Here is a 21,357-nt window from a genome sequence, read left to right as displayed (position 1 = left end):
ATCCGCGCTTAGTCCGCACCCAGACCGACTCGACGCGGGTCCGCGGTCGGCGACGCGGTCGTGGCCACCGAGACGGCGACCGTGAGGGCCGCGGCCAGGACCATCAGCGCGAGCGCGTAGTCCCACCCGGCGTAGCTCCGGGGGAGCGCGGGGACGAGCACGAGCAGGAGGTACGCGACCTGCGGGACGACGATGCCGGCGACCATGCCCCACGTCGTCGCGCCGCGCCAGTAGAGCGCGAGGATCACCGGCGGGGCCAGGAGCGCGAACCCGGAGAAGGCGGTGTCGCCGACCTCGATCAGCGTCCCGGGCCGCGTGAGGCTCGCGAGGAACGCCAGCGTCGCGAACAGGGCGACGCCGACCCGAGCGACCCACGCCTCGCGCCGCTCGCTCGCGGCCGGGTCGACGAGCGGCCGGTAGAGGTCCCGTGTGAGGTACGACGACCCCGACAGCAGCATCGAGTCCGAGGAGGACATCATCGCGGCCATCGCGCCCGCGATCACCAGCGCCGCGAACCACCCCGGGGTGTACTCGTTCAGCAGCACCGGGAGCACGTTCGCGCCCTCCGGCACCTCGATAGGGAGCCCGGCGGCCCACGCACCGAGCATGAACGCGGGGACGAAAAGGAGCAGCACGAGGACCGGCCACAGCGCGAACGAGCGCTTGAGGACGCGCTCGGAGCCGGCGACGAAGAACCGCTGGTTGATCTGCGGGAACATCGTCACGCCGAACGCGATGGTGATCGCCGAGGAGACGATGAACCCCGGCGTGTACGTGCCGCCGCCGAGGCTCGCGAAGTCGGGCCGGGCCTCGACCATCGCGCCCGTCGCGGCGCCGAGGCCGCCGACCGAAGAGAGCACCCAGACGACCGCGACCCAGACGACCGAGAGCATGAACAGCCCCTGGACCGTGTCCGTCCACGCGACGCCGCGCATTCCAGCGAGGCCGACGTACGCGACCATGAAGACGGTGATGAGCGCCGCGCCGCCCCAGTAGGGAACCGCGCCATCCGTGAGCCCGACGAGGGCCTCTCCGGCACCCATCTGTTGGAGCATCACGTACGGGAACAGCCACAGCAGGCTCACGCCCGCGACGAGCGCGCGCAGGCCCGTCGAGTCGAACCGGTCTCCCAGCAGCTCGCCGAGCGTGAGGTACCCCTGCGCTCGCCCGATCAGCCACTGGCGGTAGCCGATGACGTACCACAGCACCGCGAACAGCACGCCGTCCATGGCCCCCATCACGAGGATCCACTCCGGGCCGGCCGCGTACGCGAGGTCCGGCCCGCCGAAGAAGGTGAACGCCGACAAAAGCGTCGCGAACGTGGTGAAAAGCAGCACGACGGTCCCGAGCGACCGCCCGGCGAGGTAGTAGTCGGCGGCGGTCGACTCCGCGACGCGGTAGGCGGCGAGGCCGACCGCGAGCGCCACCAGCAGGTAGCCGACGACGACGCCGAGTTGCACCGCGAGGCTCACGCGCGCTCACCGCCGTCGGCGCGGGCGTCGTCGCGGTCGAAGGCTTCCGCATCCGTTCCGTCCGCGGTCGGCCCGAAGTCCACGCGCATTCCGCGATTCCACGCCCCTCGCGCGAACCGCGCGAACAGGACCGCACACAGACACATCCAGCCGACGTGCCACCACACCCACACCGGGAGGCCGGCGACCACGCGGTCGACGCCCCAGAGGAACCAGGGCACCGCGAAGACGATCAGCACCGCGAACGTCGGGATCCAGACGAAATCTCGATTCTGATCTGCCATCGTCGGCGAGAAAACACGCCAACCGGTAATAAATTCTGCTGAAGTCCACCGAACAGCTTATTCGAAGAAATTTTTTCTTCAGACGGAGCGATCGGAGGCCGACACGATAGCTATTTCCCCGGCTCGGACCAACTTCACGAGGTGGCGGCACGGCCGCCGTTCATCATCATCAACACGCCCCGGAAGGGGATCTCACATGGAAGACACAGCAAAATATCTCATTCACGCGACCATCGCGGCCGACGGGGTGGTCGAGCGGTCCGACGTGGTCGGCGCGGTCTTCGGGCAGACCGAAGGCCTGCTCGGCGACGAGTTGGACCTGCGCGACCTCCAGCAGTCGGACAAAGTCGGCCGGATCGACGTCGCGATCGAATCGGAGAACGGACAGTCGTTCGGAGAGCTCACCGTCGCCTCGAGCCTCGAGAAGGTGGAGACGGCCATCCTCGGCGCCGCTCTCGAGACGATCACGCGGATCGGGCCCTGCGAGGCCTCCGTCGAGGTGACCAGCATCGAGGACGTCCGCGCGGCCAAGCGTCGCGAGGTCGTCGACCGCGCGAAGGAACTGCTCGCGTCGGGGTTCGAGGAGACCTCGCTGTCCAGCGACGACGTGCTGGACGAGGTCCGCGAGGCCGCCCGAGTCGAGGGCGTCACCGAGTACGAGGGGCTACCCGCGGGCCCGCGCGTCGGCGACTCCGATGCGGTCATCGTGGTCGAGGGGCGCGCGGACGTCTCGACCCTCCTCGACGCCGGCATCAAGAACGCGGTCGCGGTCGAGGGGACGAACGTCCCGGACGCGGTCGCGGACCTGACGGCGGACCGCACCGTCACGGCGTTCCTCGACGGCGACCGCGGCGGCGAGCTGATCCTCCGCGAGCTCGGACAGGTCGGCGACGTGGACTACGCCGCGTTCGCGCCCGCCGGGCGCTCCGTCGAGGACCTCGACCGCGGCGAGGTGCTGGAGGCGCTCCGCGCGAAGGTGCCGTACGCGACCGTCGCCGACGAGCCGAACCTGCGCGAGGCCGCCGTCGAGGCGGACGACGGCGGTTCAGCGGCCGACGGGTCGGACGCGGGGGCCACCGAGGAGCGCGGGGACGGAGCGTCGGCCGACGATCAGCACGCGACCCACGATGCCGACGAACGGACCGATGACGACCGCCGCGCCGAGGAGCGGGATGCTGACGCGCGGAGGGCCGAGGGATCGGCGGCGAGCGACTCCGAGGCGACAGAAAGCGGTGCGACCGAAGGCGGTGCGACAGAAGGCGGTGCGACAGAAGGCGGTGCGACCGAAAGCGACGCAGTCGAACCCGACGCGACCGAGCGGGAGAAAGAGCGGTCCACGTCGGGCGAGTCCGAGAGCACGGAGACGCCTGCGCCGACCGCAACCGAATCGGCCGAGGACGATGGCGCACGCTCCTTCGAGGAGCACGTGCAGGAGGTGGTCGACTCGGGGAGCGGCCGCGTGCGACTGCTCGACGCCGACGGCGGCGTGCTGGCGGAGGCCGACGCCGAGGACGCCTTCGACGCGGTCGCCGACGCCGCGGAGCCGCCCCACACGGTGGTACTCGACGGGACCGTGAACCAGCGCCTGCTCGACGTGGCGGCACAGCGCGGGGTCTCGGAGCTGTTCGGCACCGCGACCGGCGACTTCGTCAAGAAACCGGTCGGGACGCGCGTCCGGACCTCGGGCGACCTCCGTGCCGAGGCCGCCTGACGACCTACTCTTCGTCGAGCCGGTACAGCAGCGCGTCGCCGTCCGGGTACGCGCCCTCGCGACGCTCCGCGACCTCGAAGTCCAGATCTTCGTAGAGCGCCCGCGCCGCCTCGTTCTCCGGAGCGACCAGGAGCGTGACGGGACCGGTCGCCGCGGCTATCGCGGTTTCGAGCAGACCGCGGGCGCGACCCTGTCGCCGGAACTCAGGTGCGACCGCGAGCTCGCCGAGGTGGAGCGCCTCCGGGCCGTGGACTGGGAGCAGGTATCCGACGGGCATGTCGGGTCCCGCCCCGGCGCCGGTGGCTCCGGCGGATTCCCTCCCCGTGACCGAGACGAGCACGTCGCCCATCGCGAGGCCGTACGCCAGCAGGTCCGGGCTCGGGTCCCGAAGGTGCGTCTGGAGTCGCTCGACCGACGCGGCTTCTGCCGGCCGGGCGTGTCGGACGCGCGGGGCTGCGGTCGCCTCGCCGGTGGTCACGACAGCACCACCCCGAACGCGAGGGCGACCGCGACGAGCGCGCCCGACAGCGTCGCGAGGAAGTTGACGGTCTGGTTGCCGATCCGGTCGCCCTCGACAAGCGCGCCGAGCAGGCTGTCGACGGTCATCCCCGCGAAGCCGGCCCCCACGACGACGCCGCCGCCGACCAGGGGGTCGCCGACGGGCATTCCTATCGCGGCGAGCGCGCCGACGAGCCCGGCGCCGGCGATGCCCGCGAGTTCGCCCTGCAGGGTGATCGCGCCGTCGGTCCCCGGCGGCACGCGTTCGAGCGTGGTGACGAGCCGAGGGTTGTCGAAGAGGCCGCCGATCTCCGAGGAGAGGGTGTCCGCCATCGCGGTCGCGACCGCGCCCGCGAACGCGAAGACGAAGGGGTCGGCGGGCATCGCCGCGTGGTCGGTCGCAGCGTAGCCCACCACGGCGACGAGCGCGACCGCGGAGTTGGCCAGCACGTTGCCCGTGCCGCGGGCACCCTCGTTCTCCTGTGCGACGCCGCGCTCGGCCTTCTCCTCGAAGCGGAACTTGGAGGCGAGTCCCCCCACCGCGTAGAAGGCGATGAGCGCCGCGAACCAGCCGAATCCGCCGAGCACGATGGTAACGAGTCCGAGCAGCACGCCGGTGAGCATCCCCGCGACCGAGGCGGTGCCGAGCGCGTAGGAGACGTACCCGAGCGCGGCCGTGACCGCCAGCGCGATACCGATCCTCGCGAGCGTCACGTCGACGACCAGGGCCGCGAACAGCCAGCAGAGCAGGCCCACGGAGACCATCACGACGGGGTCGTCCTGTTCCAGCAGGACGCTCCGCAGCAACGCGGCCGCGAGCGCCCCCGAGGTGGCGAGGAAGACGAACGCCGGCAGTCGGACCGACGCGCCAACCCCCGCGGAGACGGCCACGAGCGCGAGGAGGCCGCCGATCGATCCCAGCAGCACGAAGCCGGTCGCGTGGAGGAACTCCTCGTCGGTGTGCTCGCGGGCCGCTTGCGTCCCGAGGTTGCCGACACCGACGATGAGCACGGCGGCCGCGAACACGGCGGGCGAGAGCGAGACGGCCGGGATGCTCGCGAACACCGCGAGTCCGGTCGCGCCGAGCGCGAAGCCCGCCAGACCGTTGAGCCGGCGGTCCCGGCGGTCGCCGGGGCGCGCGAACAGCTCGAACAGCCGCCCCTCGCGAACCACGAACGCCGCGAGGATGGCCACGGCCGCGAACGGGGCGGGCGCCGCCGGCCCCAAAAGCGGGGCGGCAAGCGCGAGCAGCGACACCGCCGCGAACGCCGCGGCGCGCCGTGTCCTCCGATTCACACCCCGGGATTCCCCCGACGCGCACTTAACGGTCCCGAACCGCACACTCCGCCGATGCCTCGGGAGTCGGCCGTCCGAGGCCGACGCCGGGGCGAGGTCCCGGACCCGCGAACTTTTGGCTCGGGGCCGCCACGACCCGAGCGTGGGAGTTTACGACGCGTACCTCGCCCTCCGCCATCGGTTCCACGACGCCGCCCCGCCGGCCCACGTCGCGGTGGTGATCACCGAGCGCGACCTGCTCGAACAGGGCGCCTACGAGACGCTCTCGGACGCGCTCCGATGGGCCGTCGAGTACGGTGCCGAGCGCGTGACGGTGATGGTCTCGGTGCTCGACGAGGCGGTCGTCCCGACGCTGGAGCGCGAGCTCCGCGAAGTCGACGCCCCGCTCGAGGTGGCGGTCCGCGCGCCCGACGACACCGAGCGCGCCGACGCCCCGATCCGGATCAGCATAGGGCTCGGCGGCAAACGGGAGTTCGCGGCCGCGGTGCGGTCGATCGCCGAGGACGTGGCCGACGGCGATCTTGACCCCGAGGCGGTCGACGAGGCGGAGATCTCCGACCGCCTCGTCTTCCCCGCGGAGCCGGACCTGGTGATCAAGACGGGCGCGGAGCGGCTCTCCGACTTCGCCATCTGGCAGTCGGTCTACTCGGAGCTGTACTTCACGGACGTGAACTGGCGCGACTTCCGGAAGCGGGACTACCTGCGGGCCGTCCTCGACTTTCAGAACCGCCAGCGCCGGTTCGGTCGCTGATCGGAGCGGTCGACTTTTCACCCCGAGCCGCCCATCCAGTGTCGTGGAACTCCACGTCCGGTACGAGGGCGACGACGACCCCGACAAGTGCACGGCGCGCAAGCTGGCGCGCTTCGACCTGGCGACCCTCCACCGGTCGGACCGCGCGACCCCTTACGGCGTCGTTTTGAACCCGCACGCCGAGCGCGCGCTCTCGCCCGCGGACGCCGACACCAGCGAAGGGACGCTCGTCGCGCTCGACTGCTCGTGGGAGTCCGCGGGCGAGAAGCGGTTCTCGATGCCGGGCGAGCACCGCGCGCTCCCGTACCTCGTCGCCGCGAACCCGGTCAACTTCGGGCGCCCGATGCGGCTCACGACGGTCGAGGCGCTCGCGGCCGCGCTCTGCATCTTCGGCGAGCGCGACCACGCCGAGCGGGTCCTCGCGAAGTTCACGTGGGGCGAGACGTTCCTCGAGTTGAACGAGGAACCGCTCCGCCGCTACGCCGACTGCGAGGACTCCGCCGAGGTGGTCGCCGTCCAGCAGGAGTACCTCGTCCGCGGCGAGTGAGGCGGCGCCCGACGGGGCGCCCGGTTTCAGAAGTGTCCCTTAGTCGAACATCCCGGTCGACATGTAGCGCTCGCCGCTGTCCCAGAAGACCGTCACAACGAGCGGCTCGTCGCCGGCGTATCGACCCTCCTCGCGGAGGTCCTCGGCGACCGCCTTCGCGGCGAGGTTCGAGGCGCCGGAGGACTGCCCGACGAGGATCCCCTCCTCGCGGGCGAGCCGGCGGCACTCGGCCTCGGCCTCCTCGATCGTCACCGCGTGTAGCTCGTCGATCAGCTCCGTGTCGAGGTTCGGCGAGACGAACCCCGGCCCCATTCCCTGGAACTCGTCGCCGGTCGGCTCCTCGCCGGCAAGCACCGCGCTCTCGGCGGGCTCGACGGCGTCGATCCGCACGTCGGGGAACGCCTCGCGGAGTCGGCGCCCGACGCCGGTGAGCGTGCCGCCGGTGCCGACGCCGGCGACGAGCGCGTCCACCGTCCGGTCGCCGACCTGCTCCAGTAGCTCCGCGGCGGTCGTCTCGTAGTGGGCGCGGGGGTTCGCGGGGTTCTCGAACTGGTGGAGCTGGGCCGCGCCCCGCTCCGACTCGATCTCGTCGGCCCGAGTTCGCGCGTCCGAGATGTCTCCCTCCACGAGCTCGATGTCGGCGCCGTACGCGCGCATGATCCGGCGGCGCTCGGGCGACTTCGAGGCCGGCATCACGATGATCACGTCGTAGCCCTTCGCGGCGCCGGCCATCGCGATCCCGATGCCGGTGTTGCCGGAGGTGGCCTCCACGATGGCGTCGCCCGGACGGAGATCGCCGGCCTCCTCGGCGGCCTCGATCATGTACGTCGCCGGGCGGTCCTTCGCGGAGCCGCCGGGGTTGCGCGACTCGATCTTCGCCGCGACGGTCGTTCCCGCAGGCGACCCGACCCGGACCAGCGGCGAGCCGAGGCTGTCCAGGATGTCGTCGTTCATCGGTTCACCGTTCGCCGCCGCGACGTAAACGCCCACCGGACCGCGGCAAACGCGTGGGAGACCTGGCCGAGGTCGGCCCGCAGCGACCCCCGACCGACCGGCTCACACCGGCCCGGATTCGTCGGGGGTGCCGCATTCGCCGGGACTGCCGGATTCGCCGGCGCCGCGCTCCTTTTGAGGGTCGGCCGCGTACTCGCCGACATGAGCCTGCAGACGCTTCAGCCGAGCGAGTCGTGGGACGCGGCCGGACAGGAGGGCGTCCTCGACGCGCTCGCGGCCGAGGAGTACGTGTTCAAGGTGTGGGGCGGCGACTGGTGTATCGACTGTCGCCAGCAGCTCCCGCAGTTCGCGGCCGCGCTCGAGGCCGCGGGCGTGCCCGAGGAGCGCATCGAACACCACCCGGTCGAGAAGACCCCGGAGGGAAAGGCCGGCCCCGGCGTCGAGGAGTACGGCATCGAGCTGATCCCCACCGTCGTCGTGGAGCGCGACGGCGAGGAGGTCGCGCGGTTCGTCGAGGAGGAGGACGAGCCGATCGCGGCGTATCTCGCCGCGCGACTGTCCGAGACGGCCGAGGCGGAGTAACCCCCGAGAGAGCCGTTTCGCCGATCAGGGCCAGTTGCCGCCCTGCTCGTAGGCGTCGACCACGCGCTCGATGGCGACGACGTACGCGGCCGTCCGGAGGTTCGGGAGGTCGTACTCCTCGTAGGCGTCGACCAGTCCGTCGAACCCGTCCGAGATGACCCGCTTCAGCTCCGAGTTGACGCGGTCCTCGGTCCACGAGAAGCGCTGTCTGTTCTGGACCCACTCGAAGTACGAGACGGTGACGCCGCCGGCGTTCGCCAGCACGTCCGGCACGACCCAGACGTCGCGCTCGGCGAGCACGTCGTCGGCGTCCGGCGTCAGCGGTCCGTTCGCTGCCTCGACGACAACGTCCGCCTCCACGCGCTCGGCCAGGTCGGCGTCGACCGCGTTCTCCAGCGCCGCGGGGACCAGCAGGTCCACGTCGAGCGTCAGCAGCTCCTCGTTGCTGATCGCCTCGGTGTCGCCGTAGTCGGCGACGGAGCCGGTCTCACCTTTGTGCGCCTTCACGGCGCGCGTGTCGAGGCCGCGGGGATCGTAGATCCCGCCGGAGGAGTCGGAGACCGCGACGACGTTCGCGCCCACGTCCTCCAGCAGTTTCGCCGCGACCGAGCCGGCGTTGCCGTACCCCTGTACCGCGACGGTCGCGCCCTCGATCTGCTCGCCGATCCAGTCGAACACCTCGCGGGCCGCGAGCATCACCGACCGACCGGTCGCCTCGACGCGGCCCGCGGAGCCGCCCGATCCGGGCGCCTTCCCCGTGATGACGCCGGGCGCCGTGGTGTTCTCGAGCGTCTCGTAGGTGTCCTTGATCCAGTTCATCTCCCGCTGGCCGGTGTTGACGTCCGGCGCGGGGATGTCCCGGTCCTCGCCGATCATCGGCCGGAGTTCGGTCGCGTAGGCGCGCGTCAACCGCTCCAGCTCCGCCTCGGAGTAGTCGTCGGGGTCGATCTCGATCCCCCCCTTCCCGCCGCCGTAGGGGATGTCCACGACCGCGCACTTGTACACCATCCAGCCCGAGAGCGCCTTCACCTCGTCGCGCGTGACGCCCGGGTGGTACCGGATGCCCCCCTTGTACGGCCCGCGGTCGCCGTTGAACTGCGCTCGGTAGGCGCGAACCGTCTCCAGCGACCCGTCGTCGCGCTCGACGGTGAGGTTCGTCTCGAGGACCCGCTCGGGGTTGCTCAGGCGCTCGATGACCCCCTCGTCGGCGTCGAGATACGCGGCCGCGTCCGCGATCTGCTCCTGCAGACTCTCGAACGGATTGGCTTGGTCCGACATACCGAAATCGGCTTTTGCCGCGGAGTTAACTGTGTCGTCTCAGCGTCGCACTCGCCGCAATATCTGCGTCCAGCGTGGTCTCCTCGGTGTCCGTGCGCCGCCGGCGGGGATCAGCGTAGTCCCGCGGCGCGAGCGCGCTCCAGAACGCGCTCCGCCTGCGCGATGAGGGGCGCGTCGATCATCTCGCCGTCGACCTCGAAGACGCCCTTCCCTTCGGCGGCCGCCTCCTCGCGGGCGTCGAGGACGCGCTCGGCCCACGCGACGCGCTCCGGGTCGGGCGTGAACGCCTCGTTGATCGGCGTCACCTGTGCCGGGTGGATCGCCAGCTTGCCGTCGTACCCCAGCTCGACTGCGAACCGTGTCTCCTCGCGGAGCCCCGCCTCGTCGGAGAAATCCGTGAACACGGTGTCGATGGCGTCGACGCCCGCGGCGCTGGCCGCGAGCAGCACGTGCTGGCGGGCGTACAGCACCTCGGTTCCCTCGTCGGTCCGCGTCGCGCCCACGTCGGCCGCGAGGTCCTCCGCGCCGAAGACGACCGCCGCGGTGGCGTCCGCGGCCGCGATCGCCTCCGCGTGGAGCACGCCCGCGGCCGTCTCCAGCAGCGCGAACACCGCGAGGTCGAGGTCTCGTTCCGCACACAGCGCGGCCGCGTCGTCGACGCGCTGGGCGGTCTCCACCTTCGGCAGCATCACCGCGTCGAGTCGGGGGGATTCCGCCGGCGACTCGGTCGATCCCTCGCCCGCGAGCGCGTCGAGGTCCCGCGCCGCTTCGTCGGCGGTCAGCCGGACGCAGACTTCGGCGTCGGGATCGAAGTCGGGCGCGGCGAGCACCTCGCGGACGGCCGCGCGGGCCTCGTCCTTTCGCGTCGGCGCGACCGCGTCCTCCAGGTCGAAGCAGATCACGTCCGCGCCCGCGGCGGGCGCCTTCCGCATCAGGTCGGGACTGTCCCCGGGTGAGAACAGCAGGCTGCGTCTGGCCATACACGGTCTGTCGCGCGAGACGACAAAAAAGGTCGAACCGCGGCGCGCGCGGCCGCGACCGGTCGCGGTCCCGTTGGCCCTCGCACGCTCCGGGCCCGCGAGGCGACAGACATTTGGTCCGCTCGGGGGACCTGCCGGGCATGAGCGGACGCTACTACGAGGAGTTCACCGTCGGGGAGACGATCGAGCACGCGCGACGGCGCACGGTGAGCGAGGCGGACAACCAGCAGTTCTGCGACATGACGATGAACCAGCAGCCGCTCCACCTCGACGCCGAGTTCGCGGCCGACACGCAGTTCGGGGAGCGGTTGGTCAACGGGCTCTACACCATGTCGCTCGCGGTCGGCGTCTCCATCCCGGAGACGACGGACGGCACCATCGTCGCCAACCTCTCGTACGACGCGGTGGAGCACCCGAACCCCGTCTTCCACGGCGACACCATCCGCGCGCAGTCGACGGTGACCGACAAGCGGGAGACCAGCGACGGCGAGCGCGGCGTCGTCACGATGCACGTCGAGGCGTTCCGCGTGGAGGACGGCGAGGAGGACACCCTCGTCTGCGAGTTCGACCGCACGGTGCTGTCGCTGAAGCGGCCGGACGGGGACTGAGACTGATCCGGCGGCGTTCTCGGCAGGCTCAAAAGGAACGGTAACGGGGACGGTCAGCTCGTGTGGCGGGTTTGCGGTTCGAGCGCTCTCGCCGGCACTCAGTAGGGCGTTTTTGAAACTGCGGCAGATCCTGCTGCGTGGAACAGCACCACCCAGAAAGCCCCAGCCGGCTCGACCGGCCGCGCCTCGCTGCGCTCCTCGAACAGTCGCGGCGACACAGGGTCGCCGCGGGACTGCGGTGCTTACGTCGTCGGGGCCGGATCGAGCCGGCTGCCCCTTTCAGCCCCACCCACCGCTCCGCCCCGCACCGCCCCGCACCGCCCCGCTCCGCCCCGCTCCGCCCCGCACCGCCCCGCTCCGCCCCGCACCGCCCCGCTCCGCCCCGCACCGCCCCGCCCCGCTCCGCCCCGCACCGCCCCGCACCGCCCCGCACCGCAACCGCACAGCAGCCTCGCACCTCCCCAGCCTCGGCGGCGGCGCGGCCGCGAGACCGCAACGCACCGCAGGCGGCCGCGCCGCCGCCTCCCTCGCGCGCGTTGCTCGCGCGCGCCGACCGCGATCAGGGCTGTCGCCGATCACTGAACGGGCAGTCGGTGCCGAACGCTCGGTCTTTTTCTGGGGCTATGAACGCTCCCGCTCGCTACCCGGGGAGGGGCTCAGGCGTCCTCGCGCGAGGGGAGGTCCGGCTCGAAGCCGACCGCCTCGACCGCGGCGTCGAGGACGGCCTCGACGTTCTCGCCCTCGGCGACGCTCATGTAGTGGTCCGCCTCGACGTCCGTCGAGCGGTCGCTCTTGTTACAGACCGTGATGACGGGCACGGCGTCCCCGAACAGCTCCTCGACCTCCGCGAGGAGCTCGAGCTGCGACTCGATGGGGTAGCCGCAGTCACCGGAGGCGTCGAGCACGAACAGCACGCAGTCCGCGAGGTGTTCCAGCGCGGAGACCGCCTGTCGCTCGATGTCGTTGCGGTCCTCGACCGGCCGGTCCAGCACGCCCGGCGTGTCGATGATCTGGTAGCGGATGCGGTCGCGCTCGAAGTGCCCGATCTGGACGCCCTTGGTGGTGAAGGGGTACTCCGCGATCTCGTTGGAGGCGCGGGTGACGGCGTTGACGAACGAGGACTTCCCCACGTTGGGGTAGCCGGCGACGACGATGGCCGGCTCGTCGACGTTGATCTCGGGGAGTCCTTTCAGGTCGTCGCGGGCGTCCCCGACCGCGCGCAGGTCGTCCTCGATCTCGTCCATGATGTCCGCCATGCGCGCGAACGCCTGCTTGCGGTGTTTGCGGGCGACCTCGAGGTTCGAGTCGTTGATCTTCGACTGGTACTCGCTGCGGATCTCCGCGATCTGTCGCCCCGCCCAGGTCACCTCGGAGAGCGCCTGGCGGAGCCGGTCCACGTCGACGATGGCGTCGGCCAGCTCGTAGTAGAACGGATCGACGTCGTACTCGAAGTCCGGCCACGACGTGGACACGTTCTGGAGGTTGTCCGAGAGGATGTTCGCGGCGGTGGTGAGCATCGACAGCTGCGCCTCGTGGCCACTCTTGGCGTGCCCGGCCCGGGCCGCCCGCGAGAAGGCCTTGTCGAGGAGTTCCTCCGATCGAGGTGTCGTGGGGAGGTCCTCAAATATCATGTTGCCCGGTTTTGACGGCCGCCGCGTATAAGACCGTCCGTTTGGGGCCCGCGCGGCTTCTCGGAGCCGAGCGCCGCGCTCGGGAGGCGAACACACTCGCCGCGTGACCGCAAGTCCCGTGGGTTCCGTTACCGCGAGTCATGCTTTGTGCGCATGATTCAACGGATACTTATGCGCTAATAGCATATATGTGGTCGATGACACGCGAGTTCACGCCGACCACCTACGAGGAGATCGACCCGGACCGCCGGCCGTCGTTCCGGCTGGCGCTGGTGCCGGTGCTCGCGGTGGTCGCGTTCCTCGGGATCGGGTCGGCCGTGCTCGGGATGGATCCACACGTGCCGCTTTTGTGGAGCATCGTCTTCGTCGGCGGCGTCGGGCTGTACGCCGGCTACGAGTGGGAGGAGCTGTTCGAGGGCGTCGCCAACGGCCTCCTGATGGGGCTGCAGGCGCTGCTCATCATCTTCACCATCTACGCGCTGATCGCGACGTGGATCGCCGCGGGGACGATCCCCGGTCTGATGTACTACGGGCTGTCGATCCTCACGCCGCGGACGTTCCTCCCGGCGGCCGCGCTGCTGGCCGGCGTGGTTGCGTTCGCCATCGGCTCCTCGTGGACCACGGTGGGGACGCTCGGCGTCGCGTTCGTCGGCATCGGGGCCGGCCTCGGCGTTCCCGAGCCGATGACGGTCGGCGCGGTGATCTCCGGCGCCTACGCGGGCGACAAGCAGTCGCCGCTGTCGGACACGACCAACCTCGCGGCCGGCGTCACCAACACCGACCTCTACGACCACATCGACCGCATGCAGGCGGGCACGCTGCTGGCGTTCGGCATCGCGGTCGCCGCCTTCGCGGTCCTCGGCCTTCGGACGGCCGGCGCCATCCCGGAGGGCCAGGTCGCCGCGATCCAGACGGCACTCGCGGGCACCTACGAGGTCTCGGTGCTCGTCTTCCTCCCGCTGCTCGTCACCTTCGGCCTCGCGCTGCGAGGGTACCCCGCGCTCCCGACGCTCGTGGCGGGCGCGTTCGCGGGCGTCCTCACGACGATCCTCCTGCAGGGCGCCGGCTTCGTCCCCGCCTGGGAGGTCTTCATGTACGGCACCGCGCCCGAGTCCGGCTCCGAGCTGGTGAACGAGCTGCTCGCCTCCGGCGGGCTCACCGGCTCCGCGTGGACGATCACCGTCGTCGTCGCGGCTCTGTCGCTCGGCGGCCTGCTCGAGCGCACCGGGGTCCTCGCGGTGCTCTCGCACGGGCTCGTGCAGGGGATCCGCAGTCCCGGCGCGCTCGTGGCCGGGACCGGGTTCTCCGCCATCGCCATCAACGCGCTCACCGCCCAGCAGTACATGAGCATCGTGCTTCCGGGCGTGACGCTGCGGAACGCGTACGACGAGTTCGGCCTCGACAGCGACCAGCTCTCGCGGGCGGTCGAGGCGGCCGGGACGCCCACCGGCGCGCTGTTCCCGTGGCACGCGGGCGCCGTCTACATGGCGGGCGTGACGGGCGTGCCGACGCTGGAGTACGCCCCCTTCTACTTCTTCGGCTTCCTCTCGCCGCTGGTGCTGTTCGGCATCGCGGCGACCGGGATCACCATCCCCGACGTGGTGTACACCGGGACGACCGCGCCTGCGGACGACTGACCGCGTCGCGTTCGGCTTTTTTGAGTACTGGTCACGGGGCCGCCTCGGCGCTCTCTCCGCCGTCGTCGCCCGCGCTCTCGCTCGCACGTTCGGCCGCGCGCTGGAACATCCCTTCGCGGGTCGTGTAGACGTAGTAGGCGCCGACGCCGAGGAAGCCGAGGACGTTCGACACGGTCACGGCCCAGAAGACCGCCTCGACGCCCCAGCCGAGCCCCGGCGCGACCGAGACCCCGAACGCGCCGAACGTGATGCCCGCAGGAACCGCGAGCAGAGCGATGGGGAACCGGATCCCCCAGTACTTCCCGAGGTCTGCCGCGAGCGAGGTCTTCGTCCGGGAGGCGCCGTTGAACCCCGCGAACAGGACGTACGTTGCGCCCATCGCGGGATACCCGACCGCGAGTATCCTGAGGTAGAGGACGGTCAGCTCGCGGCCCGCCTCGGTGAGTCCGGGGACGAGCGCCGCGACCACCAGTCCGGGGAAGAACCACTGGAACAGCCCGAGGACGGTCAACAGCCCGACGATCATCGCCACTCCTGCGGTCGTGGTTCGGTGGGCCCGCGCCGGCTGCTCGGCGCCGAGGTTCTGTCCGATCACCGACTGGGCGGCCTGCTGGAGTCCCGTCGCGGGGACGATCGCGAGCCCGGCCACGCGCGCGCCGACGGTGTACGCGGCCACGCCGGCGGCGCCGCCCGCGACCGTCACGAGCCCGATCACGAGCACGCGGACGACCTGACTCACGACGCGCTGGGCGCCCAGCGGCGCCCCCACCTTGAGGATTTCCCGCAGGAGGTCGGCGTCGACGCGGAGCGACTCCCGCGTGAGGACGAACGTGTCGCGGTAGCCCGCCACGTACACCAGCGTGAGCGCGGCGCCGACGGTCATCCCGATCCCGCTCGCCAGCGCGGCGCCCCGGACGCCGAGTTCGGGGAACCGCCAGACGCCGAAGATCAGCAGGGGGTCGAGGAGGAGGTTCGTCGCCGCGGTGAGGACGTTGATGTGGAGCCCCGCCCGCGAGTCCCCGACCGCTGCGTAGGCGTACTCCACCGTGTCGCTCGCGAAGCCGAGAGGGTAGAACAGAAGCACCGTTCCGAGGTAGAGCCCCGCCGTCCCCGCGAGCGCCGCGTCCGCGCCGAGCAGCGACATGAACGCCCGCGCGTTCGGCGCGACGGCCACCACGACGACGGTCACGACCGCCAGCGTCAGGAGGACGCCGTTGAACGTCGCCCGCCGCGCTGTCGGCAGGTCACCGCCACCGACGAGCTGTGAGACGACTATCTGCGTCCCCGAGAAGGTCAACACCGAGATCGCCGCGAACAGCGCTAACACCGGGACGTTCAGTCCGACCGCCGCGACCGCGTTCTCCCCCAGCCGCCCCAGCCAGAAGGTGTCCACGATGGTGTTGACCACGTGGACGAGGTTCATCCCGATCAGCGGCACCGCCAGCACGGTGAGCGCTCGGGGGATGGATCCCTCGGTTATCTCTTCCTGAGAGAGATCGAACATGTCGGCACCCTTCCGCGATTGGAACCGGGCAACAAAAGGGCACCGATGTGTTTGAAAGTTGACTTTTCTGGGTTAGGACCGCGACGGCGGTGGTGTGCGCTCACGCGCCATGGGCACACGACCCGCCGGATCCGCACGTTTTTGCCCCCGGCGGCGAAGGGTGAGACATGAGCAGCAGGCGGCGGAAGCCCGACTGGCTCAAGATGCGACCGCCCTCGGGCCGGCGGTTCGCCGAGATCAAGTCGACGCTCCGCGACCGGAACCTCAACACGGTCTGTGAGGAGGCCAACTGCCCGAACCTCGGGGAGTGCTGGTCCGGCCGCGACGGCCCCGGTACCGGACCGGGAACGGCGACGTTCATGCTGATGGGCGACCGCTGCTCGCGCGGCTGTAACTTCTGTGACGTGGAGACCGGCGGGATGGAGGCGTTAGACCCCGACGAACCCGCGAACGTCGCGGACGCGGTCGCGGAGATCGGACTGGAGTACGTCGTCCTCACCTCGGTCGACCGAGACGATCTGGCGGACGGCGGCTCGGCCCACTTCGCGGAGACGATCCGCGCGATCAAAGATAGGGACCCGGAGGTCCTCGTCGAGGTGCTGATCCCGGACTTCGGCGGCGACCCCGAGGCAGTCCGCCGGATCGTCGACGCGGAGCCGGACGTGATCGCCCACAACGTCGAGACGGTCGAGCGCCTCCAGTGGCCGGTTCGGGACCGTCGCGCGGGCTACGAGCAGACGCTGGCGGTGCTCGATCAGGTCGATCGGGAGTCCGACATCCACACGAAAACGAGCGTCATGCTCGGGCTCGGCGAGTACGACCACGAGGTGTACCGGACGATGCGAGACCTCCGCGAGGTCGGCGTCGACATCGTCACGTTCGGCCAGTACCTCCAGCCCTCCCGCTCGCACCTCGACGTCTTCGAGTACGTCCACCCGGACGTCTTCGACACCTGGAAGCGCGTCGCGGAGAACGAGCTCGGCTTCCTCTACTGCGCCTCGGGGCCGATGGTCCGCTCCTCGTACAAGGCCGGCGAGCTGTTCGTCGACGCGCTCGTCCGCGAGGACGCCTCCGTCGACGAGGCCCGGTCGCGGGCGCGAGCGGGCGACTGAGCGCACCGCTCGGGATTTCTGCTGCTCCCGCTCTGCGTTCATCCTCGCCGATCGGTCGACGACACCCAGAAAAGCCCTTGCCGGCTGCCCCGTTCAGTCCCGTCCATCGCCCCGCGACCCCGCCGGTTCCGAAGCACTCATTCGCGTTCGCCCCTCCATTCCGGTAATGAGTCATCAACTTCCCGACGTACAGGCGAGCGAGCCGGACGTCGCGGTCGGCCTCTCGCAGGTCGGCGTGACCGGCGTCGAGAAGCTCGTCAAGCTGGCGCGCGAGGACAAACGTCCCATCGTCCTCATGGCCGAGTTCGAGGTGTTCGTCGACCTCCCGAGCGGCCGAAAGGGGATCGACATGTCCCGCAACATGGAGACGATCGACGAGATCTTGGAGGAGATCACCCGCGAGGAGGCCTACCGCGTCGAGGACGTCTGCGGCGACGCGGCCGAGCGCCTGCTGGCGAAACACGACTACACCTCCACGGCGGAGGTCCACATGGAGGCGGACCTGATCACGCGCGAGGAGACGCCCGCGTCGGGCCGGCAGACACAGAACACCGCGCGGATCATCGCCTCCGCGGAGGCGACCGAGGAGGGTACCCGCGAGGAGATCGGCGCCGAGGTCACCGGCATGACGGTCTGCCCCTGCTCGCAGGGCATGTCCGAGTCCCGCGCCCGCGACAAGCTCCACGAGCTGGGCGTCGACGAGGAGACGACCGAGGAATTCCTCGACGCCGTCCCGCAGCCGGGCCACTCCCAGCGCGGACACGCGACGCTGACCGTCACCGCGAACGGCGATCCCGAGGTCGACCTCGGCGACATCATCGACATCGCGCGCGACGCCATGAGCGCCCGCATCTACAACATGGCCAAGCGTCCCGACGAGGACCACATGACGTTCGCGGCCCACTCCGACGCGAAGTTCGTGGAGGACTGCGTCCGCGCGCTCGCCGAGAGCACGGTCGACGAGTTCGATCACCTCGAGGACGACGCCGTGATCCACCTTGCGCAGTCGAACGACGAGTCGATCCATCAGCACAACGCGCACGCCGAACGCGAGGTCACGATGGGGCAGCTGCGCGCCGAGCTGAACGGCGACTGACCGAGGCCGTCCCGTCCTCCTCCTCGCCCCCGCCCTCACCCGAACTGCAGCGGCTCCGCCTCCTCCCACCGCGGCTCGAACTGCGCTTTCACGTCGGCCGCGAACTCCGGATCCTTCAGGTCGATCATCGCGAACGGCTCCTCCGTCGAGAGGGGATGGGGCACCTCGATGCAGGTCTCGACGCCGTCGAACAGGTTGAACGTCCCGTCGACGCCCTCGGCGGTCCGCACCGCGAACCCCTCGTGGTCGGACAGCTCGGCGGTGTAGCGCCGGCCGACGCTCCGGGGGAGCTCGTCGACGACCGCGGGCGACAACAGGACCCTGATCTCGACGCCGCGGTCGAGCGCCGCCTCCAGCTGCTCGGTCACCTGCTCGCCGACGGACCCGAGGTCGAACCCGACCGTCGGCCCCCCGGCGACGACGATCATGCGCCGCTCGGCGGCCGCGATGCGCTCCAACAGGAGGTCCGTCGTCTCCTCGGACCCGACGGCGGCGGTCCAGAACTCCCCCTCCACCGGATCAGCGGACTCCAGCTCCGACGAGAGCTCGTCGACGACGGACTCGTACTGCTCGGCGCGCTCGGCTAACTCCCGCTTTTTCGCGTCGAGAAGCCGGTCCAGCGCTGCGTCCGGCTCCACCGCGACGTACTTTTTGGGCCGGCTCGCCGCCTGACTCCTGACGAGGTCGTGCTGTTCGAGGCTGTTGAGCACGTCGTAGATGCGCCCCATCGGCACCTCGCTCGCCCGCGAGAGGTCCTTCGCGGTCGTCGGTCCGGTCCGCAACAGCGCGCGATAGGTGCGCTCCTCGTACTCCGAGAGCCCGAGGTCGCGTAAGCTCGCCATACCGGACCGACTCCGCCGAGGCTCATAAACGCACCGGGGGTTTACCGACGTGCCCCACGGCGGGAATGTCCCCGCATCGGTGTGGAACCGGCGACGATTCGCGCTACGCCACCGCGTCCGCGACGCGCGCCATCAACTCGTCCGGCGTTGTCGCCGGGTCGGCGGTCCGGTCGCCCACGCGGACGACGGCGGCCCCCTCCTCGACGTCGAGCGGTCCCGCGCCGCGGTGCGCGTTCGGGACGACGACCTTCTCGTGGTCGGCGACCCGCAGCGCGGCCCGATGGAGGTCGCTGCCCGGTTCGGTACCGACCGCGACGAGCGTCGACCCGCGCGTCAGTCGGCCGACGAGGCTGCCGTAGCCCGCGACCTGGACGCCGAACCGCTCGGACGCACCCGCGAACGCGGCGGCCGTCTCGCGGGCCACCGCCTCGTACCGCTCCTCGCCGGTGACGAGCGAGAGGTCCAACAGCGTCTCCGCCATCTCCACGTTGCCGTCCACGGGGCGGAACGGGCGGTCGAGGAGCGCCTCGCCCTCCCGTGGCCCGTCGACGAACGACCCCCCGTCGTGGAGGCGCTCGATCGCGCGGTCGGCGACGGTCCGCGCGAGGTCGGCGCCCTCCCCGAGGACCGACTCGGCGCGGACGAGCGCGGCGACGACTCGGGCTGCGTCCTCGAGCAGGTCGGTCTCACCCACGGCGTCGCCGGCGCGGAACCTGGTGACTGCGCCAGTCTCGGCGTCGATCAGGTCGCGGCGGAGGACGCCCAGGATCCGCTCGGCGTACTCGCCGGCGCGCTCGTCGTCGGTGTAGGCGTGGAACGCGAGCATGGCGTCCGCGGCGAGGGCGTTGCCGCCCGCGTAGACGGTGAGGTCCTCGCGCGGGGCGTCGAGGTCGGCGCGGTCGCCGGCGCTGCGGGCGTAGTAGGCGCGGCCCGTGCCCGGGCCGAGGCTGCCGCCGACGCCGACGCCGGTCCAGAGGTCGTCGGTGAGGAACGACACCGCGCCCGCGGCCGGCTGGCGGTAGGCCTCCTCGCCGGTGTAGAGGTAGGCGTTGGCGAAGGCCCGCAGCACGGCCGCGTTCGTGTCCAGCGGCTTCTCGTAGTGCACGTCGGTCCAGTCTCGGCCCCCCGCGTAGCGGAAGAAGCCGCCGGCGACCTCGTCGGTGAGGTGGTTCCGGACCGCATCGAGCGTGCGGAGCGCGCGGTCGCGGTCGCGCTTGAGCGCGAACTCGACGGTCCGCGGGAGCGGGAACTTCGCGTCGTCGCCCCAGCCGGCGTGTTCCTCGTCGAACTTCACGTCCAACTGCCCGACGAGGTGCTCCTCGATGGCCTCCGTCACCTGGTCGGTCGGCGGGAGGTCGCCCGCGAGCGCCCGCGGAACGCGTCCGGCGTCGGCGCCCTTCTCGGCGTACATTTCGCGGACCGAATCGAGCACCTGGCGCATGCCCTCGGGGTCGAGGTAGCCGGCGCCCGTCAGGAGGGTGCCGTCCGGCGCGAGGAAGACGGTCGAGGGGAACCCGCCCATGTTGTACCGCTCGCGGACGCGGGGGTTGCGGTCCACGTCGACGCGGACCGGCACGAAGCCGTCGTTGACGTTGGCCGCGATCCGCGGCTCCGCGTACGTCTTCGCGTCCATCTCGTGACAGTCCGCACACCACGTCGCCGTGAGCGAGAGCAGCACCGGCCGGTCGGTCTCCGCGGCCGCGGCGAACGCTTCCGGGCCCCACTCGCGCCACTCGACGCGCGTCTCGGTCATGGCCGGAACTGGGAGGGGCGCGAGGGTAAGCGCTTCGAGACGGGTTCCCCGGACGCCGCCGGCCTTGAGACCGGGCGGTGTCGCCGGGGTTCGTAACGCCTTACCGCCGCGAGCGCCGCGCTCCTCTATGAACGCGATCCACGTGGCCGCCGGGACCGGCGTCGCGCCCACGGAGATGGCCTCCTACGACGCGGCGCTCGCCGACGCCAACCTCCACAACTACAACCTCGTCTCCGTCTCCTCGGTCGTCCCGGCCGAGGCGACCGTCGAAGCGGTCGACCGCGCGCCCGACCTCGGTCCCGCCGGCAACCGCCTCACCGTCGTCGAGGCGCGCCGGACCGTCGGCCCGGAGGGCGCGAGCTTTCGGCAGGGCGACGTGGCCGGTGCCGCGGAGGGCGACGGGAGCGAGCGCGCCGGCGCGGCCGACGCGGATTCGGCGACCGACGCAGCAGGCTCCGACTCGGACGCCATCGTCGCCGGCCTCGGCTGGGCGACCGGCCCCGGCCCGGGACTGTTCTACGAGGTGACCGGCACCGACGCCGAGGACGTCCGCGAGCGCATCGACGCGGGGCTGGACGCGGGCGCGGAGCTCCGCGACTGGACGCTCGACGACCGCGAACGCCTCGTCGAGACCGCGAGCCCGACGCCCGGCGCCTACACCACGACCGTCGTCGTGGCCGCGTACGGCGAGTCCGAGCCGGTGCTCTGAAGCGGGTTTTGCGGTGGAGTTCTGTGGTGGGGTTTTGATAGCCAGTCACGAACACATCGAGCGCTCGGCAACGGCTGTCCCTTCAGTGATCGCGGCAGTGGCGCGCGCGAGG

The 21,357-nt window shown here is 71.1% G+C and carries 20 protein-coding genes; 9 read left to right on the top strand and 11 right to left on the bottom strand.

The window, feature by feature from the left end; translation table 11 throughout:
- Nucleotides 1-8 precede the first annotated feature (8 nt).
- Together AN233_RS07750 and AN233_RS07745 are read right to left on the bottom strand one after the other, a co-directional pair.
- Nucleotides 9-1,472, bottom strand: coding sequence for a sodium:solute symporter family protein (locus AN233_RS07750; RefSeq protein WP_058366225.1), 1,464 nt, complete (start codon nt 1,470-1,472; stop codon nt 9-11).
- Nucleotides 1,469-1,756, bottom strand: coding sequence for a DUF3311 domain-containing protein (locus AN233_RS07745; RefSeq protein ID WP_058366224.1), 288 nt, complete (start codon nt 1,754-1,756; stop codon nt 1,469-1,471). Before AN233_RS07745 ends, AN233_RS07750 begins: the two co-directional genes overlap by 4 nt.
- 196 nt (nt 1,757-1,952) lie before the next feature.
- Here AN233_RS07745 and dnaG point away from each other — a divergent pair, with 196 nt between their 5' ends.
- Entirely contained in the window at nt 1,953-3,467 is a 1,515-nt protein-coding gene (gene dnaG, locus AN233_RS07740; RefSeq protein ID WP_058366223.1) for a DNA primase DnaG, read from the top strand.
- Between the two features lie 4 nt (nt 3,468-3,471).
- Here dnaG and AN233_RS07735 read toward each other — a convergent pair whose 3' ends face one another.
- On the bottom strand, nt 3,472-3,945 hold the full coding sequence (locus tag AN233_RS07735) for a GNAT family N-acetyltransferase (RefSeq protein ID WP_058366222.1): 474 nt from the start codon (nt 3,943-3,945) through the stop codon (nt 3,472-3,474).
- Nucleotides 3,942-5,261: a DUF92 domain-containing protein gene (locus tag AN233_RS07730; RefSeq protein WP_058366221.1), complete on the bottom strand. Its 1,320-nt coding sequence runs from the start codon at nt 5,259-5,261 to the stop codon at nt 3,942-3,944. Before AN233_RS07730 ends, AN233_RS07735 begins: the two co-directional genes overlap by 4 nt.
- A gap of 142 nt (nt 5,262-5,403) precedes the next feature.
- Here AN233_RS07730 and AN233_RS07725 point away from each other — a divergent pair, with 142 nt between their 5' ends.
- Both AN233_RS07725 and AN233_RS07720 read left to right on the top strand, forming a co-directional pair.
- A complete protein-coding gene (locus AN233_RS07725) occupies nt 5,404-6,012 on the top strand; it encodes an undecaprenyl diphosphate synthase family protein (protein WP_058366220.1) in 609 nt (202 codons plus the stop codon).
- Nucleotides 6,013-6,055: 43 nt separating this feature from the next.
- Nucleotides 6,056-6,559: a DUF367 family protein gene (locus tag AN233_RS07720; RefSeq protein ID WP_058366219.1), complete on the top strand. Its 504-nt coding sequence runs from the start codon at nt 6,056-6,058 to the stop codon at nt 6,557-6,559.
- Between the two features lie 39 nt (nt 6,560-6,598).
- Here the strand turns inward: AN233_RS07720 and AN233_RS07715 are convergent, their stop codons facing one another.
- The gene (locus AN233_RS07715; protein ID WP_058366218.1) at nt 6,599-7,513 is read right to left on the bottom strand and encodes a PLP-dependent cysteine synthase family protein; all 915 of its coding nucleotides are present in this window, start codon (nt 7,511-7,513) and stop codon (nt 6,599-6,601) included.
- 201 nt (nt 7,514-7,714) lie between these two features.
- On the opposite strand from AN233_RS07715, the gene AN233_RS07710 reads away from it, so the two are divergent.
- Nucleotides 7,715-8,095 (top strand): TlpA family protein disulfide reductase, encoded by a 381-nt coding sequence (locus AN233_RS07710; RefSeq protein WP_058366217.1) that lies wholly within the window; start codon nt 7,715-7,717, stop codon nt 8,093-8,095.
- A 24-nt stretch (nt 8,096-8,119) separates the two neighbouring features.
- Here AN233_RS07710 and AN233_RS07705 read toward each other — a convergent pair whose 3' ends face one another.
- Together AN233_RS07705 and AN233_RS07700 are read right to left on the bottom strand one after the other, a co-directional pair.
- The gene (locus AN233_RS07705; RefSeq protein WP_058366216.1) at nt 8,120-9,373 is read right to left on the bottom strand and encodes a Glu/Leu/Phe/Val family dehydrogenase; all 1,254 of its coding nucleotides are present in this window, start codon (nt 9,371-9,373) and stop codon (nt 8,120-8,122) included.
- 110 nt (nt 9,374-9,483) lie between these two features.
- Nucleotides 9,484-10,353: an HpcH/HpaI aldolase/citrate lyase family protein gene (locus AN233_RS07700; RefSeq protein WP_058366215.1), complete on the bottom strand. Its 870-nt coding sequence runs from the start codon at nt 10,351-10,353 to the stop codon at nt 9,484-9,486.
- Nucleotides 10,354-10,493: 140 nt separating this feature from the next.
- Between AN233_RS07700 and AN233_RS07695 the strand changes: the two genes are divergently transcribed.
- Nucleotides 10,494-10,961 (top strand): MaoC family dehydratase, encoded by a 468-nt coding sequence (locus AN233_RS07695; protein WP_058366214.1) that lies wholly within the window; start codon nt 10,494-10,496, stop codon nt 10,959-10,961.
- 656 nt (nt 10,962-11,617) lie between these two features.
- On the opposite strand, the gene AN233_RS07690 is transcribed toward AN233_RS07695, so the two are convergent.
- Nucleotides 11,618-12,592: an NOG1 family protein gene (locus tag AN233_RS07690; protein WP_058366213.1), complete on the bottom strand. Its 975-nt coding sequence runs from the start codon at nt 12,590-12,592 to the stop codon at nt 11,618-11,620.
- Between the two features lie 197 nt (nt 12,593-12,789).
- Between AN233_RS07690 and arcD the strand changes: the two genes are divergently transcribed.
- Nucleotides 12,790-14,229 (top strand): arginine/ornithine antiporter ArcD, encoded by a 1,440-nt coding sequence (gene arcD, locus AN233_RS07685; protein WP_058366212.1) that lies wholly within the window; start codon nt 12,790-12,792, stop codon nt 14,227-14,229.
- A gap of 31 nt (nt 14,230-14,260) precedes the next feature.
- On the opposite strand, the gene AN233_RS07680 is transcribed toward arcD, so the two are convergent.
- The gene (locus AN233_RS07680) at nt 14,261-15,733 is read right to left on the bottom strand and encodes an MATE family efflux transporter (protein ID WP_058366211.1); all 1,473 of its coding nucleotides are present in this window, start codon (nt 15,731-15,733) and stop codon (nt 14,261-14,263) included.
- A gap of 167 nt (nt 15,734-15,900) precedes the next feature.
- On the opposite strand from AN233_RS07680, the gene lipA reads away from it, so the two are divergent.
- Together lipA and mptA are read left to right on the top strand one after the other, a co-directional pair.
- Nucleotides 15,901-16,845, top strand: coding sequence for a lipoyl synthase (gene lipA, locus AN233_RS07675; RefSeq protein WP_058366210.1), 945 nt, complete (start codon nt 15,901-15,903; stop codon nt 16,843-16,845).
- 166 nt (nt 16,846-17,011) lie between these two features.
- A complete protein-coding gene (mptA, locus tag AN233_RS07670) occupies nt 17,012-17,941 on the top strand; it encodes a GTP cyclohydrolase MptA (RefSeq protein WP_058366209.1) in 930 nt (309 codons plus the stop codon).
- A gap of 35 nt (nt 17,942-17,976) precedes the next feature.
- Here mptA and AN233_RS07665 read toward each other — a convergent pair whose 3' ends face one another.
- The gene (locus tag AN233_RS07665) at nt 17,977-18,783 is read right to left on the bottom strand and encodes a TrmB family transcriptional regulator (RefSeq protein ID WP_058366208.1); all 807 of its coding nucleotides are present in this window, start codon (nt 18,781-18,783) and stop codon (nt 17,977-17,979) included.
- A 103-nt stretch (nt 18,784-18,886) separates the two neighbouring features.
- A complete protein-coding gene (locus AN233_RS07660; protein ID WP_058366207.1) occupies nt 18,887-20,536 on the bottom strand; it encodes a DUF255 domain-containing protein in 1,650 nt (549 codons plus the stop codon).
- 127 nt (nt 20,537-20,663) lie between these two features.
- Here AN233_RS07660 and AN233_RS07655 point away from each other — a divergent pair, with 127 nt between their 5' ends.
- The gene (locus AN233_RS07655) at nt 20,664-21,245 is read left to right on the top strand and encodes a pyruvoyl-dependent arginine decarboxylase (protein WP_058366206.1); all 582 of its coding nucleotides are present in this window, start codon (nt 20,664-20,666) and stop codon (nt 21,243-21,245) included.
- Nucleotides 21,246-21,357 lie beyond the last annotated feature (112 nt).

Source organism: Haloparvum sedimenti (genome assembly GCF_001462205.1).
GTDB lineage: Archaea > Halobacteriota > Halobacteria > Halobacteriales > Haloferacaceae > Haloparvum > Haloparvum sedimenti.
Note: the sequence above shows the minus strand (reverse complement) of the source record. Positions and strands in the feature narration are given on the sequence as shown.

Coding starts and splice junctions, on each gene's coding strand:
- lipA (WP_058366210.1), top strand. CDS start 15,901: ATGAGCAGCAGGCGGCGGAAGCCCGACTGGCTCAAGATGCGACCGCCC.
- AN233_RS07655 (WP_058366206.1), top strand. CDS start 20,664: ATGAACGCGATCCACGTGGCCGCCGGGACCGGCGTCGCGCCCACGGAG.
- AN233_RS07660 (WP_058366207.1), bottom strand. CDS start 20,536: ATGACCGAGACGCGCGTCGAGTGGCGCGAGTGGGGCCCGGAAGCGTTC.
- AN233_RS07710 (WP_058366217.1), top strand. CDS start 7,715: ATGAGCCTGCAGACGCTTCAGCCGAGCGAGTCGTGGGACGCGGCCGGA.
- arcD (WP_058366212.1), top strand. CDS start 12,790: ATGACACGCGAGTTCACGCCGACCACCTACGAGGAGATCGACCCGGAC.
- AN233_RS07700 (WP_058366215.1), bottom strand. CDS start 10,353: ATGGCCAGACGCAGCCTGCTGTTCTCACCCGGGGACAGTCCCGACCTG.
- dnaG (WP_058366223.1), top strand. CDS start 1,953: ATGGAAGACACAGCAAAATATCTCATTCACGCGACCATCGCGGCCGAC.
- AN233_RS07665 (WP_058366208.1), bottom strand. CDS start 18,783: ATGGCGAGCTTACGCGACCTCGGGCTCTCGGAGTACGAGGAGCGCACC.
- AN233_RS07695 (WP_058366214.1), top strand. CDS start 10,494: ATGAGCGGACGCTACTACGAGGAGTTCACCGTCGGGGAGACGATCGAG.
- AN233_RS07680 (WP_058366211.1), bottom strand. CDS start 15,733: ATGTTCGATCTCTCTCAGGAAGAGATAACCGAGGGATCCATCCCCCGA.
- AN233_RS07715 (WP_058366218.1), bottom strand. CDS start 7,513: ATGAACGACGACATCCTGGACAGCCTCGGCTCGCCGCTGGTCCGGGTC.
- mptA (WP_058366209.1), top strand. CDS start 17,012: ATGAGTCATCAACTTCCCGACGTACAGGCGAGCGAGCCGGACGTCGCG.
- AN233_RS07705 (WP_058366216.1), bottom strand. CDS start 9,373: ATGTCGGACCAAGCCAATCCGTTCGAGAGTCTGCAGGAGCAGATCGCG.
- AN233_RS07690 (WP_058366213.1), bottom strand. CDS start 12,592: ATGATATTTGAGGACCTCCCCACGACACCTCGATCGGAGGAACTCCTC.
- AN233_RS07745 (WP_058366224.1), bottom strand. CDS start 1,756: ATGGCAGATCAGAATCGAGATTTCGTCTGGATCCCGACGTTCGCGGTG.